We start from the raw sequence: 16,620 nt of genomic DNA on the forward strand, positions 1-16,620 counted from the left end.
GGAAAAACAGATGCAAAAAGTTCATATTACCGACGTTATTCTTCGCGACGCGCACCAATCTTTAATCGCTACCCGATTGCGCACCGAAGACATGCTGCCTGCCTGCGCGATGCTCGACGAGATCGGCTATTGGTCCCTGGAATGCTGGGGCGGCGCGACGTTCGACGCCTGCTTGCGCTTCCTGAAAGAAGATCCCTGGGAGCGCTTAACTAAACTGAAAGCGGCCCTGCCTAAAACTCGGCTGCAAATGCTGGTGCGCGGGCAAAACCTGCTCGGCTACCGGCATTATTCGGACGACGTGGTGCGGGCGTTTATTGCCAAAGCCGCCGAAAACGGCATGGATGTGTTCAGGATTTTCGACGCGCTTAACGACATCCGCAACCTTAAAACCGCGATAGAAGCCGCCAAAACCGCCGGTAAACATGCGCAAGGCACGATTTGCTACACCACCAGCCCGGTGCATGACGTGGCCGGTTTTGTCGCGTTGGGCAAAGGCTTGGCGGAGCTCGGCTGCGATTCGATTGCGATTAAAGACATGGCCGGGTTGCTGACGCCGTATGCGGCAGGCGAACTGGTCAAGGCGCTTAAAGACGAGATAGATTTGCCGCTGCATCTGCATTGCCATGCAACTTCGGGACTGGCGGAAATGTGCCAGCTCAAAGCCATCGAAGCCGGCTGTCGGCATATCGATACGGCTATTTCGTCGTGGTCGGGCGGCACCAGCCATCCGCCGACCGAAAGCCTGGTCGCGGCGTTGCGCGGTACGGATTACGACACCGGCCTGGATCTGGATAAACTACAAAACGTAAACCGTTATTTTGCCGGGGTCAGGAAAAAATATCATCGTTACGAGAGCGAATTCACCGGCATCGACACCCAGGTGCATGTGTTTCAGGTGCCCGGCGGCATGATTTCCAATCTGGCCAATCAACTGAAAGAACGCAATGCCCTGGATCGCATCGGCGAGGTGTATAAAGAAATCCCGCTGGTGCGCAAAGACCTCGGCTATCCGCCTTTGGTCACGCCCACCTCGCAAATCGTCGGCACCCAAGCCGTACTGAATGTGCTGACCGGCAAACGTTACGAGACCATTACCAATGAGGTGAAGCGTTATCTGCAAGGCGGTTACGGCAAGGCCCCGGCAGCCGTTGACCGCGACTTGCAAAATCGCGCGATCGGCAACGAAGACGTCATCGACTGCCGCCCTGCCGATTTGCTCAAGCCGGAGTTTAATAGTCTGCGCCAGGAAATCGGCGAGCTGGCGCTTAATGATGAAGACGTGCTGAGCTATGCGATGTTTCCTGAAGTGGGTCGGCTGTTTTTAGAACAGCGCTCGAATAGCGCTTTAGTGCCTGAGCCGCTGGAGATCGAGGCGAAAGCGATAGACGGTGTTAAAAAAGCGCCTACCGAGTTTAATGTGGCGCTGCACGGCGAGTCTTATCACGTCAAAGTCACCGGCGCCGGCCCGAAAAACCAGACTTTACGGCATTTTTATTTCATGGTGGACGGCGTTCCAGAGGAGATTGTCGTTGAAACATTGGACGAAATAGTCCTGGACGGCGGCACACAGGGCGCGGTTAAAAGCGCGATTTCCAGTAAGCGCGCCAAGCCTTCGGCGGAAGGCGATGTGGCGGTAAATATGCCGTGCAACATTCTCGAAGTGTTGGTCAAAGTCGGTCAGCAAGTGGTTGCGGGGCAAGCCGTTTTAATCACCGAAGCGATGAAAATGGAAACGGAAGTGACTGCACCGATAGCCGGAACCGTTAAAGCCGTGCATGTGGTTAAAGGCGAACCGGCTAACCCCGAGGAAGTGCTGATTGAGATAATACCCTGTTCATGAGTAAAAATAGCATCAAGCCCGTTATTGCCGATGCTGACGCGATTAATCATGCGGCTGACTTATTAAGACGAGGCCGTCTGGTCGCGTTCCCGACCGAGACGGTTTACGGCCTTGGCGCGGATGCAGGCAATCCTGAAGCCGTCGCGGCTATATTTAAAGCCAAAGGACGACCGACAGATCATCCGTTGATTGTGCATATCGCCGATATTGACAGTCTTGGCGATTGGGCCGCCACCGTGCCTGAAGCCGCATTAAAGCTGGCGCATCGGTTCTGGCCGGGCCCGTTGGCAATGATCTTGAACAAAAAAGCCGGAGTATCTCCGACGGTTACCGGAGGCCAGCAAACGGTCGGTCTGCGCATGCCCGATCATCTCGTTGCGCTGGCCTTGTTAAAAAGCTTTGGCGGCGGGATCGCTGCACCATCGGCCAATCGCTTTTGCCGGATCAGTCCGACTCAAGCGCTACATGTCAGCGAAGAACTGGCCGATGCGGTTGATATGATTCTGGACGGCGGCGCTTGCCGGGTCGGCGTTGAATCGACGATTATCGATTTAAGCGGCGGCAAGCCGAGATTGCTCAGGCCGGGACATATCACCCAACAGCAAATTGAAGCCGTTTTGCAGATTGAGCTGTTAACGCCGTCAACGCCAGCCGCACCGGCCCCGGAAATATCGGAAGAAATCCGTGCGCCGGGCATGATGGCGGTACATTATGCGCCAGCCACACCGGCCATGCGATGCCGGGCGGAATTGCTGCCGGACAGGATTCAGCATTTAACTGCCGCAGGCAAGAAAATTGGTGTTTTGAACTATCGGCTGGACATAGCTGAAACCGGTCAAGTCCGTATTTTGCGCTTACCCGAACAAGCCGCTAGCTATGCGCAAAGCTTTTATACGGCGCTACGAGAGTTGGATAACTTGCAACTCGATATCATTCTGATAGAACAACCTCCGCAAACGGAAGCATGGCGAGCAATTAATGACAGGCTAGGCAAGGCTGCCGCTCTCTAACCACGATGAGTACCTCTGGTTCTTGCATGCGGAGCTTCCACTTGATTAAAGACCGCCAGACCTGTTTTAACTGGCGTAGACGTTGGCGTTGCTTTGTTGGATAATGGCTTAAAAGTATCTTTAAACACAACAAACCGAATGTTTTTATGACTTATTGTATTGCCGCTTCTATCGACGAAGGACTTATTCTGGTTTCCGACTCAAGAACCAACGCCGGTATTGATAACGTCAGTACCCACGGCAAAATGCATGCCTTTAAAACCAACGATGACCGCAAGATTGTTTTACTGTGCGCCGGTAATCTTGCCACCACTCAAGCCGTTTTGGAGCAGCTGCACCGCGATAAGATCAAGAATGCCGGCGTCAATCTCAATAATGTCGAGTGCTTGTCCGAGGCGGCGGCCTACCTGGGTCATGTCAGCGTCGAAAAACAAAAGCAGCATATCAACCCCGAAGGACAATCGGCGTTTAACCCGTCGGCCAGTTTTATTTTAGCCGGCCAAATCGGCGATGAGCCGCACGGCGCTTTTATGGTGTATGCCGAAGGCAACAGCATAACCAGTTCAGCCAACACGCCGTTTTTACAAATCGGTGAAAGTAAATACGGCAAACCGATACTGGACCGGTTCCTTAAGCTGGGTACGCCCATAGACGAAGCCGCGCGCTGCTGTCTGGTGTCAATGGACTCGACGATCCGCAGCAACGCCAGTGTCGGGCCACCGGTAGAAATGCTCATGTACCGCAAAAACAGTTTCAGTTTTGATGAGTATTATTGCTTTGATGACGATGACGATTATCTGCTGCAACTTCGGCGCAGCTGGGAAAACAAGCTTCGGGAAGCGATAGCTGCACTGCCCGGCCTCAATAAACAGGCATCGAAAGCCATGCGGGTCGATTTGTAAATTGGAAAAAGAAACGCGTATCTGCGCCGCCCTGTCAAAATACAGTGGAATACAGATAAGATTTGAATATTTGCATTCTTTCATTCTTTGAGGAGCGGCGCTTCAAGCCGTTCCCTCGATAACGCTGTTGAATAATTACAACGGCGCCTCAAGCCTTCCACTCTCAATTAAGCATTCCCAACAGCCAAAAAACTGTAATTGGAGCCGTTTGTCTCAAGCAAAACCTCTTCTCCGGCATCGCATTACCAAGAAACGGGAAAAAACTCACCGTTAGAATCTTTCCGGCAAAGACCGGATAAGCGCTGGATCTAGCCGATATAAAGAAAATCAATGACTTCTTTGCATTATTTTCAAATCAATACAGGTAACTCCCGCCTAAAAAAAATCGTTTAACCGTTGATTTACATAGATTTATAAGCGCCTGTATTCCTTATGCTTTAGCTGTAAGCCTGCGACTATCAAACATTAAGCTATAACCGACATACAGCGCCGGTTTCTTTCTATATGCTCTGAGCCGACACTGCGTAAAAACACGTAGGCCATAGCTGTCATCCCAAATCAATTTCTAATTAATAATAACGAAGGGACGGAATATGAAACTAACGACACATAATCTTCAACAATTGCCTGATCCTTCAGAGGGACATGCATCGCCGCTGCCGCTGCTACTGGGAGCTCTATTGCTGGCGCTGTTTACGCCATCGGTCAATGCGGCCAACGATAGCGCTTGCGCATACAAGAACATCGATCCTGCTCAATACGGCAACAAACCGTTCCAAAATCCGCCGGAAATCGTCTCGGTCAACGGCAGCTTGAATACCGATATGTCGGTAAAGTACACCGATCCGCGCACCACTTCGCTGGGAGGGTGTCCGTTGACTTTACGCACTTACAATGGGCAATTGGTGGGACCGACGTTACGCATCAAACAAGGCGATACCATAAACCTGAAACTGGATAACCAGTTACCCAAGGAAACGCCTGATCAAATTCGAAGACAATTCGAGCAAGAGAACCAGCACGCTTATCTCGCCACGACACCCGCTTCATTTAATACCACCAATTTACATTATCACGGCATGCACGTTTCGCCGACCGGTAACAGCGACAATGTGCTGATAGCCATCGAGCCGCAAAACAAGTTCGGTTATGAAGTTAAAGTGCCCTCGACTCACCCTATCGGTTCTTATTGGTATCACGCCCACGCCCACGGTTCCACTTCGATTCAGGTAGGCAGCGGCATGAGCGGTGCAATTATCGTCGCTGACAATCCCGCAACCACGCCCAAGTCCTTGTTGGCGGCCAATGCCCGCGAAAAGATTTTTATGCTGCAAACCATTCTGTATAACGAAGAAGGAAAGCTCGACAGGATTACAACACTGTTCCCCGGCCCTTCCAAGCCTAATCCGAAAGATTGCAGTAAGGCCTCAGGCAACTATGGAACCTGGCCCTGTTCAAAACGCCGCATTACCATCAACGGGCAGCTTGTCCCCATCATCACCATGAAGCGCGGCGAAGTACAGCGTTGGCGCTTGGTCGACACCGCTTTCCGTGAATCCATTCAGTTTGCGGTCAAAGACCACGATCTGCATGAGATTGCCTTGGACGGCAACTATTTGGGACGTATCGACACCTGGGAAGCAGGAACCCCCATCGACCTGGAGCCCGGCTATCGTAGCGATGTACTGATCAAGGCAAGCACAAAGCCGGGCGACTACCCGATTATCGATCAATCGACATCATCAGCCAAATCATTGCGCCAAGCGGATGAACCTGAAAACTTACTGGCCATACTCCGGGTGACAGAGGAAACCGAAGACATGGCCTTACCGACCAGCGAGGAAATGGCTCATCTAGCGCCGTTCGGCAATACAGACCTGAGCAAAACAGCCAACGGCGTGCAAGAAGTCGTGTACAAACTCGGCCAAGGCTTAACAGATCCTAACCGGAACTATTTCCAGGTCAACTACCGTGCTTTCAGTCCCGGCAATATAAGGCAGCTGTCGCTCAACGCGACCGATATGTGGTCGCTGACAACAGTGGGCGATCCGACCGGCGTAGCTAATCCGATTCCTCCTTTGCCGCATGTCTTTCATATCCATGTCAATCCGTTCCAATGGTCCAGAACCGGGCCGGACGGCAATCCCGAACTGGTCTGGAAAGACACGTTACTGGTGCAAGGCCCGGCAGTCACCAACGTTTATACCCAATACACGGACTTCATCGGCCAATTCGTCATGCATTGCCACATTCTCGACCATGAAGACCTGGGCATGATGGAGATCGAAGAAGTGGTAGATACCGCCGACGGCACGCGTCTCCCCCATCATCATTAAGCTACGTTCCATCAGTACCGGCTGCGATTTAACGTTCTCAGCCGGTACTATTGAGAGGATTTTATATGTCAGAACAACAAGTCAACGTTACGCGCTATGAACGCGTAAGAGAAATATTGAATGAAGCCGCTAAAGACAGCCAGGCGGACTATGGCGGGATAGGGCGATTTTGGGATCGCGGCGCTGAGCAACTGAAAAAAGCCGTTATTTACGATATAGGCCTGATCGCACCGAAACCCGCTTCCAGCTGTTGCGGCCACAAGGCCGATCAAAGCGACTGCCATCGGGGCGCCGCATCGGCGTTGATACGCGGATTAAAAGGGGAATCGCCATTCGACGGTTCGCAATTTCCCCGTTTGCCTTGGGGCGGGATAGCGGTATCGCCGGAGGACATTGAATATATCAGCGATTGGATCGACGACGGCTGCCCGGCTGATGACCACGCCAGTACGATAGAACTCAGCATACAGGCAGAAGCCCTGCCGTCGGGATTATCGGTACGGGAAATTGCCGAACTGAATGTGGCGGTTGCAGGGACTCGGAGCCCCAGCCGGCCCGGAGAATTAAAACAGCGCGTCAACCTTGATTGCATGACCGAACCTGAACTCAAACGTTTGGGCGATGCCTTTCGCCATCTGTATAAGCTCAATAAATGGCCTGAAGATGTGCGCAGCTATAACAATCAGGCGCTGTACCATCAAAACCACTGCCAGCATGGCTGGGAACGCTTCCTGCCTTGGCACAGGGCTTACCTTTACGAATTCGAGCAAGACCTGCAAGATTACGACCCTGACATCATGCTGCCTTATTGGGATTGGGTGATGCCGCAATATCGGCCGGAATGCGCCCAGAAAGGCTGGATTATCCCCAAGTCTTTTCAAGCGTTTTTGACGGTGGCTCAGGCGGAAAAACTGATAGCCGAACTCAAACCCGCGCCATCCGAAGAGCAAAAACTGGCTTTCCTGCACATGGCCAAGCACAGGCAGCGCTTTACTTCGCAAAGCCTGTTCTTCCGTTATGTTTACAACGTTATCGGTTACCAGTACCTGACGCCTGATCCGCAGAACGAAAACCGGCAAAGAATGATCGATGCTTTACTCGCTTCCAATCCGTTCTTCTATCCGTTGCGTTATCCCGCGGAATACGGCGGCGAGACCATCAACCAAGCGATTCACTATCACTACCCTTCCGCAGAAGATATTCGCCAGATTATGAGTCTGAACAATTTCAGGGACTTCGGCGGCGGCAGCATTTACGACAGCGCCTTCGGCTTTCTCGACCAGAACCCGCACAACACCATGCATATCTGGACCGGAGGCATGAACCCGGATTATGGCGAGGGCGCGTCCTATGATGCGCATAAACTTGCAAGTTCTTCCCGCCCTGCAAAAGCCTTGCTGGGCGAAAAGCGCAACTCAATGGTTCGGGTCGGCGGACGCGCGTTACACAGCCGTTCCGATTTGTACTCTCAGCCGCAATACGGCGACATGTTCAGCAACCTGACCGCATCATACGACCCGGTTTTCTGGCCGATTCACGTCAATGTAGACCGTATCTGGTCGGAATGGCAACGGCTTAACCCGAGCAGCATACCGACCGATTTGGACGCCATTTTATCGCCCTGGAATTACACCGTTCAAGACATGCTGGATACGGCGCGCTTCGGCTATGAATACATGCGCTGCTCTTATTTCATTCCGGTCGGGCTTGATGCTGCGGTTGGGCGCATTATTTCCCAGCCGATACCGATAAATGAAGTGACTCAAGGCTTCCGTAAAGCGGAGATCCGCTTGCACTGGGTGCCGCAATTATCGCGTTCCTGTTTCGTCCGCGCGTTTCTCAACCAGCCGGGAGCCGATGCGCAAACGCAATTGGACGGCAATCCGCATTATGCGGGCTACCTGTCCATCTTCGGCCACGGCGCCTGTTATGGCGGCCCCGGCCACTGCGACACGCCGCCGCCCAGGGCGCGCGATCACGACCATAGAACACGCAGCCACAATGCACCGCGCAATCATCGGATCGACGTCACGGAGTGCGCCAAAAAACTGCTCGCAAGCAACGTCAGCGAGTTGCAGATTACGCTCGTGGTAATCGGCGCCGACTATGCGGAAGATACCGACCTTCTCAAACTGGAAGGCGTATCGTTGAACTTTCTCGATTGATTGCAGGAGATCATCTAGTGGCTATTTATAAAATATATCCCGGCATCGGTATCGCTCGCTTAGGCAACAGTGAAACCGAATTTTACATTGCGCCTGAAACACCCGCCGGAATGCCGATTGCGTGCGATGAGGCCGGTAATCCGGTTTTATCTGCGGATCTTTCCGGCCCGGTATTCGTGAAAAAATTCAAGGACGAAAACGGGCGCATAAAACGCCAAGCCGCCCGTTTCCAGGTTTTCGCCTTTGACGAAGCGAGCCCGGAAGGCCGTCCGTTGAAACTCGGCGATCACGTTGAAGGCGGCGGCAACCGCGGCACCCTGGTCGACATTCAATGGCGGGTTTATCTGGCCAATAAAAAAGCCTCCTGGTACGAGTTCAATACCCGTTCCGGCGAACACGGTTATACCGCCGATCACCCGCGCCGTAACGCTGCGGAGCAAAACCGCGACCGTTTGATTATCGATCCGGGTCCGCGCAGCGTGAACGGCACCAATTTGCGCAGGGCGAGTTTCGACCGTTCCGGTAACGGCGTTTATGCGGCGACTTTCCCCCCTAAAGGTTTACAGCCGAACGATATAGACACGCTGGGCGAGATACTGACCGACGACACCGGCAGGCTTTTGGTGCTGGGCGGTTTAGGCAACTCCGGCAGCGAGAAATCCGGGCCGGGAGAGCCGCATATCACCGACTTTTCCAACAATGACGGCTGGTACGACGATATTTCCGACGGGCCGGTCATGGCCAGATTAGTGATGTATTCCGAACAGGTTGAGCAAATACGCTACATCGATGTGGAATACCCGGCCTGGGTCGTCGTAGGCTATCCGCGCTTCGTGCCGCAAATTCTCGACATGGTGACCATGGACGACGTGCAATACGATTTGTCGTTGCGCAATTTCGCCGCCGATACGCGCATTTACGGTCGGATAGGCAGCTTCGACAACCCGGAAACCATACCCCTTCACGACCAGACCGCGCTAAGCCAGTGGCTGGATAGCCGTCTTACCTGGAACAAAGCCTATAAGCCGTGGTTTTACCGGGACATCTGGCCGATTTTATTCAGGCCTAACGAGTTTTTGTACCTTTGCGACGTGTTGGCCCAGTCTAATTTTCCGCACGACCAGGAAAACCGCGGCACTTTCGATCCCAATAAGCTGGGCATGACGCCTAAATGCGATAAAAACAAGGCTGATAAAAAACTTGCCCCGGAGGCGGCGGCCTATATTTCTCGCGACGCCTCTTTGGGTGAAGCCTATACCGGAACGCGTCCTAAGCCCAATCATAAGGAATGCGATCCTTACGGGCCGATGCGCACCTTCATCTTCGATTTAATGCGCCGTAGCGGGGAAGATAACGAGTTCAGGGTCGAGGATAAAGTCGGCAGCCGGGTGCATAATCTGCCGTTGATGCCGCTGTTATGCGGCGACAATCCGTTGACCAATGAAGTGGTGACCAAGTTTTTAAGACTGACCGATTACCAGCTGTTTATTCTGAAGCAATGGGCCGAAGGTTACTTCATCAACGAAATGGAAGAAGGCTGGATCGATCCGGCAACTTATCCGGTGTACTTTCCTTATTCTTCAACGTTACCGGAGACAGGGAACGGATTAGACCGCGGCATACTCAGCAATGTCTTGGGCGGCGCATTTTGCCCAGGCGGCGAACTGTCTTGGGTGATGCGCAATCCGGCTATTTTTTGGACGCCCTACCGGATCAAGGCGGACCGCAGCCTGTCCGATTTTTTGCAGTCCGCGGCCCAAGCCAACTCTGTCCGTCAATCCACGCATGTCATCAATGAAATGAACTTCAACATCGATGAACCGTTGAGCCAGGACAACGACTTCGCCGCCGGCCTGCAACCGGGCGACTTGACCAAATATTCAGGCGTTCCCTGGCAGGCGGATTTTAACGAATGCACCACCCAATCGATCAATATCACCTACGCCGACTGGAATAACATTTCCCCGGCCAGCGGAAACAACGTACAGATGGCGCGAGAGGAAAAGGTTTGGGACACGCTCTGGTGGCCGGCCCATAGACCGCTGCAATCCAATGAATTGACCGGTTTCGACAATGGCCAGCCGACGGTCACCTGGACCACCTGGAGCCGGGGCATTCAGCAGACCAACGCGGGCGATTTAAAAATGGTCAGCGATTGGTGGAAGTTGGGCTTCATTATCAAAAACCCTTATCAACCCGATAGCGATAAAGTGCCGTCAACCGGCCCGGAAGACGCCCGTTTTTACAGCATCGAACGCGAAGGAAGCGAATACTTGTTTTTCCAAGATCCACTCAACCCTAACAAAAACACTTAACCTAAAAGGAATATCATCATGATTGACAATCCGTTCGTTGGCAAATGGAGCTATCGCAGCTTATTAAACGACCCTGATTTGAAACTGGCGTTCAATGACCTGGAGTTCGGTCAAGGCGTCATAGAAATTAACGAAGGCCCTATGCAAATACTGACCGGCGTTATCGGCGGGCCGGGCTGGTCATTGGCGTTAAAAGGTTCTAGGGATTACGGCTCGCCGATGCATGCCCGCTTCCAAGGGGTCGGCGTCGTCGGAGGCGAGCAATGGATCTATGATTACCAAGGCTACCTTGTTCCTCATTGGCCGAATGGCGTGCAGCAGCGGCCTGCGATGGTAGGCTCGGTGATTCGCACCATCCCGCATTCCGGTAGCGAGCCGGGCACGGTGTCGCCCGCCGGTGTCGTGGCCTCTTTCTATGCGGTCAAATTTGATTGACGCCGGCGTCGATGTTTTTATAGTTGGAGCAGGACCTGCGGGTGCTGCGGCGGCGATTTCGCTGAGCCAAATCGCCCCGCACCTGCGCGTCTGCCTCGCCGATGCGGGACGCGATAGGCCGTTCCGCGTCGGCGAGTCTGTCCCTCCGCCTATCAAACCTTTTCTCGATCATCTAGGTTTAGGACCCGCTTTTATTCAGGCGGACCACTGCCCTTCTTTTCATACTTTGAGCGCTTGGGGCGGGCAGGAACTGATCGGTAACGAATTCTTTCTCTATGTACATAACACCGGTTGGCGGCTTGATCGCGACCGTTTCGACCGCATGCTGGCCGACGAAGCCACTCGCCTTGGCGCCAAACCGCTAACCGCGACCGTGCGTTCGTTGAGCCCTTGCGCACAGGGCTGGCGTATCGATTGCGGTGCCGCAGGCAAGTTTGCCGCGCGTTTTGTTATCGACGCCAGCGGGCGTAGCGCATTGCTGCCGCGCTTATTAAAAATCCCTTCGGTCAAAATCGACAAGTTGGTGGCCTGCGCGGTTTTTTTTGAGCGGCAATCTGTACCGGATGCGCCCGGAGCCGATGCCGCCGTGATCGAATCGTTCCGCGACGGTTGGTGGTATAGCGCTGCGATTCCAGGCAGCCGCAGAGTCGCCATGTTGATGACCGATGCGGATATTGCACGCCAGTTGCGTGTCTCTCAATTGCCTGCCTGGATGGCATGTTTAGCCGAAACCCGTCATATACAGCCTTTGATCGCTTCATGCCGGCCGCTGGCTCCGCCTGCATTTTGGTCCGCCGCTTCCCGCAATTTCGGTTCCGCTTATCCGTTTGGCATTCTAGGGATAGGGGATGCGATTTCAAGCTTCGATCCCTTATCTTCACAAGGGATCATCAAGGCGATAAGGTCGGGCTTATTTGCTTCCTACGCCATCGCCGATTACTTTCTGCGCAATGACGAAACCGGCATTGCCCGGTATTACGCGCTGATGAATCGCGAATTCGATGCTTACCTGACGACGCGGCATGAGTATTATCGCCAGGAACAACGCTGGCCTGATGCGCCTTTTTGGAACCGCCGTCATTGAAAAGTGGACGGATAATTACAACCTGACCGTACACTATAGTTTGTACGGTCAGGATTCCACAGACTCCAACTGCGGTTCCTTGTTAAGCAGATATATTAAAGCATCAAGGATGCAGTTGGCGACATGGTGCGGTGGCAGCCGGTAAAACGCCTGCCACGCGAACGATACGTGATTGTCGTAAGTTTCTTTGGTTTCAGGGTGGGATTGCAGCCAGCCGATTTTTACTGCATGACCGATAATAATGTCTGTTAATAAGGTGTCGTCTATGTATAAGGATGCATTTTCCCGGAAAATAGACGCCATTGCTTTTAGCGCCTCTACCGTCAACTGGCGATAGACCGGGGCTTGAATCTTGTTAAGCACATGATTGACGTATAGCTTGAAACTTTGCTCGCCCGCCGTCATCTGCGCCAGGGTATTCTCGCTATCCAGCCGGTTTTTACTGTTAAGTTTGTCGCCTATCACCAAGCCGTTGCAATGATGCAGGATGTCCCAGACATTGGCGAAAAACGCATCATTTTCCCTGCCGACGCTGCCTTGCTGTTCGCGCCAATGATACCAGTCCGTTCCTATACGGCCTTTCAGCTCCATGCTGTTTGAAAACCGCGCACGGCTCAACTCTCGAGAATCGCCTTCGTAGTGCAGCGTTTCGGCTAAACCCAATTGATCTTCGGTCTTGCTATAGTCTTTTAGCGTTTCCTTTAGTTTCTCGAATAACCGGTAAGGCGGTAAAGCAAGAATTTCGTTAAAAGCCTGATCTATCGTGCTGCCGCCGGATTCGCGCTTTTGCCTGATGATAATCAACTGCATGATATGACCGACGCGTATTGTATGCATATCGGTGAACAATTCCGGGTTGGATTTGATTAACATGCCCAAATAAATGACCAACTCCTGAATAATGATATGTTCGCTGGCATCGTTATTATTGTAGGCGCGAATGGTTTGCAAGATTTCAGACGAATCGGCCGGACGGTTCAAAGTCGCCCTTCCGCTGTAGGCGCGGCCTAGTGTCAGCGCATGTTGACGCACCAGTATCTCGGTGGCCGCCTGTTCCAGGTTTATATCGTATTTACCCAATAATCCGGCACAGCGCCTGACGATGTACCAGGCGTGTTGGTCCCCTGCCCGCGCATAGATTTCTTCCAGCAAGTCGCGCACAAGGCCGGCAGCGCCGTCCATCGCCGATAATCCTGTGTCGTAATCCAGGCCGTGACGAAGACTCAGTAAGCTTAAGACTTCAAGTTGCGCGTAAAGATTGGCGTTGGTTTTCAGTTGCTCGATCAGTATTCCGTCGGCGCTGATGTCCCATGCCGTCAATATTTGCGTATCCAGCGGCCCCGGCGGAGCGGTATCTATCGGCAATATTCGAAAAAAGGGCCGTTCAGCGTCCTTCCAGGAAGCTTTGGAGAATTGAAAATCATGCAGGTAATCAATTTTTTCATAACTCGATGTTGCCGCAAACTCCAAAAGCGTTCCGAGTTGCAGGGGAATACCCAAGGTGGAGCCTTGCTGCAGTTCTTTGATGAATTCAATCAGAACCTCGCGGTTATGGCTGTCCAACATATTATGTTTTATCGTCATAACAACCAGGGGATTGCCCGGCCTGTCCCAATGTCTATGAACATATGCCAGTTCCAGGCGCAAGCGCTGTATGACCAAGCGGTTGTCCATCGCCAGATAAAAACCTTTCTGACTGAGGCACTGCGGTAAAAACAGCAGACGCTCACCGGACAGCACATACATTTTGGAGGTCGCCATGGTCCGCAACTGTCTCAACGGCCTGCCGGTTAAGCCCATACGGTCGTTCCGGCCTACATGGGTGTATGCCTCGGCCAGTTCTGAGGCTTCCCTTATCTGGATAGGCGCTATTTCGGCGAGTGTTTGCGTTTGAATGCCTAAATTCATCAAGCTGTTTTGTACGGCTTCGTCCTGGGCGAGCAACTGGATTTGCAGCTTGCAATCCTGAGCCTGCTTAACAATTTTGTGCCGTCCCAAAGGGTCGATGTCGTCAATGCCGAGCAAACCATCCTGAATAAGACAGCCCAGTATGAACAGGCTTTGCGCCCAAACCAGGGGCACATTTTCGTTCGGTACCCGTTCCTGACTGTGTGGATTGGCTTTTTCCGCTGCAATTAACTCTTTTGGGACGATATAAAGTTCCGGCAATAATTGCCTGCCATTTTGTTCAACCAGCAGGCTTTCCAATTTAGCGCGATAGCGCAAGGCGGCTTCGCTACCGCCTGTGAATAAGTTGTTGAGCAGTAAATAGGTGAAAAACAGCGGCCATTCGCATTCAATGTCCATGAATTGCTTCAGTTCATGCGGATCGTAATAGAGGCGATGACTATCTTCTATCGCTGTTTGGTGGCCGTCTAACAAGAAGCGTTTGCAGCCGTATCGTCCTTCCAGCTTTTCGCAAATAATCGCTTCCGTTTTTGCCCTGAGAATTTGATTATCAATCGCGAAAGCCGGAAATCCGGTGATGCTGAGCACCGCTGAGTCGGTCTCTTTAGAAATCGACTCTCTGGGTAACAGCGATTCGAGGGTAATGCGCGTCCGGGCGATGTCGTCGCTGATCACATGCACGACAGATGCCTGCCCGCCGTCCTTGCCGAATAGATTAAAACCGGACAGCGCTTCCAACGCGGCTTTCGCCATGCCGATTGAACTCGCGTTTAATTCGGCAATGCCGTGGTTGGTTTTGTGGCCGCGCTCCCAGATACCGTAGTCCGGTGTGCGATAGGTTCGACTGATGTAGTGAACCAGATTTTGCACAAAATTGACTTCATCGATGGTAAATACGATGCGTAAGCCGGATGCCGTCATCTGCGCCAGCATCAGTAAAAACAAAGACGTGGCGTCCAGTTGCAAATGCCCCCATTCATGATCGCCCACGACCACGTCGCCCGTTTTTGTATCGTACTTGGCATGTAAGGCATCGAGCGGGTTCTGCGTGTGCTTGAATTTCTCGACTTTGGCCGCCTGGCGCATCATCGCCGTCAGCAGCCCGCGCATCAGCTTGACGACGCTTTGCTCAAGCAGATAAGCGCGCCCGCTTTTTTCAACGAGGCTGTCTTCGTCGCGCCGGTAAGCAAGCGCCAGTCCCCATGCCGCCAGAATACTGTAGACATTATCCCTGACCCAGGCATCGGTATAATTGCCGTGCACATTGACGGCGGTACTGGCCGGCAACAAGCCGCTCACCCAATCCTGGCGGCTCAGAATGATGTCCTGTACCTGTTGAAAATAAGCGTCCAGTTTATCGTGTTGACTCGATTTCATGTTCAGTGAATAGCGTGATTTTGGAAATAGGCTTTAAGCTAGCCGCCCTATCGTATCGAGCCACCGCTATAAACCTCTAGGTTACATAATGACGAGCAATTAATGCGCCATAGTTTACGCTATTTCGCGTCCTTTTTGACGACTACTCGGACGCACGCTGCGTTCAAAAAGCGATTACGCCAGTTGCGGGCGCAAACGACATCATGCTGTTACCGTTTACTTGTGGAAAATAACGCTTAACGCGAAAATGCGGCAAACATCTTCGTGATGATTTGCACCAATTTGGGCGAAATCCTGTTTTTTGCACTGAAATCACTCGCGCATGTTATCGACAGGTTCGCAATAGCGCCTTGCGCGGCTCGACGCGGCATATTGGTTCGGTTATTGCTTTGTATTGAGTAAATGGATGCCCAACATGGGGTTTTGATGCGACAAATTAATATGAAGTTGAGAGTAAGCTGCGATCTTCGTTTCCAGATAGAGGCCCCGACAGCCCTGATTTTAATGCTGCGCCCATTGAACGGCGCACAACAAAAGATTACAAGCTCCCGTTATATCGTTGAGCCTTGCGTACAGATCACCGAGAGTAAAGACAACTATGGCAACTTCTGTCAACGCCTGGTCGCTCCGCCCGGAGAATTTAGCGTCCAAACCTCTTTTGAAGTCATCACGGGGGAATATATCGATAGTGCGCCCGGTGCCTATTTTGTTGAAATCCAGAATCTCCCAGACCGCGTTTTGCCTTATCTGTTGCCGAGCCGCTACTGCGAATCGGACCGGTTTGGCAATCTTGCCAGAGAGATAACCGCCGATGCGCCGCCGGGTTACGATCAGGCCGGCAAAATCACGGACTGGGTTCGCAATACCATACAGTACATTCCCGGCTCCAGCGACTATCCGCTATCGGCAGTCGAGGTTCATAACCGGGGCTATGGGGTATGCAGAGACCTTGCGCAGCTGGCGATAACCTTATGCCGCAGCATCAGCATACCGGCGCGTCTGGTGGTGGGTTATTTGTATCGGCTTGAACCGATGGATTTGCACGCCTGGTTTGAAGCCTATATCGGCGGCCGCTGGTACTCGTTTGATCCGACCCAAAACGATTTGCGCGGCGGCAGGGTGATTATTGCTTATGGGCGCGATGCGGCTGATGTTTCGATATTCCACCAATTCGGCCAGGGCTGTATTTTGAATAATATGGATGTCCAGGTTAATTTGCTAGACAAGCCCCGGTAAAACAAAAAGTTT

At 52.6% G+C, this 16,620-nt stretch carries 10 protein-coding genes; 9 read left to right on the forward strand and 1 reads right to left on the reverse strand.

What is annotated here, in order from left to right:
• Window positions 1–10 precede the first annotated feature (10 nt).
• From oadA to V3O24_RS17200, 8 genes are all read left to right on the forward strand, one after another.
• Complete coding sequence (oadA, locus tag V3O24_RS17165) at window positions 11–1,840, forward strand: sodium-extruding oxaloacetate decarboxylase subunit alpha (protein WP_331308155.1); 1,830 nt, start codon at window positions 11–13, stop codon at window positions 1,838–1,840.
• Window positions 1,837–2,850: an L-threonylcarbamoyladenylate synthase gene (locus V3O24_RS17170; protein ID WP_331308156.1), complete on the forward strand. Its 1,014-nt coding sequence runs from the start codon at window positions 1,837–1,839 to the stop codon at window positions 2,848–2,850. The genes oadA and V3O24_RS17170 overlap by 4 nt, the downstream gene beginning before the upstream one ends.
• Before the next feature lie 146 nt (window positions 2,851–2,996).
• Window positions 2,997–3,752 (forward strand): peptidase, encoded by a 756-nt coding sequence (locus V3O24_RS17175; protein WP_104422625.1) that lies wholly within the window; start codon window positions 2,997–2,999, stop codon window positions 3,750–3,752.
• A gap of 593 nt (window positions 3,753–4,345) precedes the next feature.
• Window positions 4,346–6,088 (forward strand): multicopper oxidase domain-containing protein, encoded by a 1,743-nt coding sequence (locus tag V3O24_RS17180; protein WP_104422624.1) that lies wholly within the window; start codon window positions 4,346–4,348, stop codon window positions 6,086–6,088.
• A gap of 65 nt (window positions 6,089–6,153) precedes the next feature.
• Entirely contained in the window at window positions 6,154–8,253 is a 2,100-nt protein-coding gene (locus V3O24_RS17185) for a tyrosinase family protein (protein ID WP_331308157.1), read from the forward strand.
• A 17-nt stretch (window positions 8,254–8,270) separates the two neighbouring features.
• Window positions 8,271–10,568: a LodA/GoxA family CTQ-dependent oxidase gene (locus V3O24_RS17190; RefSeq protein ID WP_331308158.1), complete on the forward strand. Its 2,298-nt coding sequence runs from the start codon at window positions 8,271–8,273 to the stop codon at window positions 10,566–10,568.
• A gap of 18 nt (window positions 10,569–10,586) precedes the next feature.
• Window positions 10,587–11,003, forward strand: coding sequence for a hypothetical protein (locus tag V3O24_RS17195; RefSeq protein WP_104422621.1), 417 nt, complete (start codon window positions 10,587–10,589; stop codon window positions 11,001–11,003).
• Window positions 10,984–12,087, forward strand: a complete 1,104-nt coding sequence (locus V3O24_RS17200) for a tryptophan 7-halogenase (protein ID WP_331308159.1) — start codon at window positions 10,984–10,986, stop codon at window positions 12,085–12,087. The genes V3O24_RS17195 and V3O24_RS17200 overlap by 20 nt, the downstream gene beginning before the upstream one ends.
• A gap of 48 nt (window positions 12,088–12,135) precedes the next feature.
• Here the strand turns inward: V3O24_RS17200 and V3O24_RS17205 are convergent, their stop codons facing one another.
• Window positions 12,136–15,372: a glycoside hydrolase family 15 protein gene (locus V3O24_RS17205; protein ID WP_331308160.1), complete on the reverse strand. Its 3,237-nt coding sequence runs from the start codon at window positions 15,370–15,372 to the stop codon at window positions 12,136–12,138.
• A gap of 426 nt (window positions 15,373–15,798) precedes the next feature.
• On the opposite strand from V3O24_RS17205, the gene V3O24_RS17210 reads away from it, so the two are divergent.
• Window positions 15,799–16,608 carry a transglutaminase family protein gene (locus V3O24_RS17210; RefSeq protein ID WP_331308161.1) on the forward strand — a complete coding sequence of 270 codons (810 nt, stop codon included), beginning with the start codon at window positions 15,799–15,801 and terminating at the stop codon, window positions 16,606–16,608.
• Window positions 16,609–16,620 lie beyond the last annotated feature (12 nt).

This window comes from Methylobacter sp. Wu8 (assembly GCF_036440755.1).
Taxonomy (GTDB): Bacteria; Pseudomonadota; Gammaproteobacteria; order Methylococcales; family Methylomonadaceae; genus Methylobacter_A; species Methylobacter_A tundripaludum_A.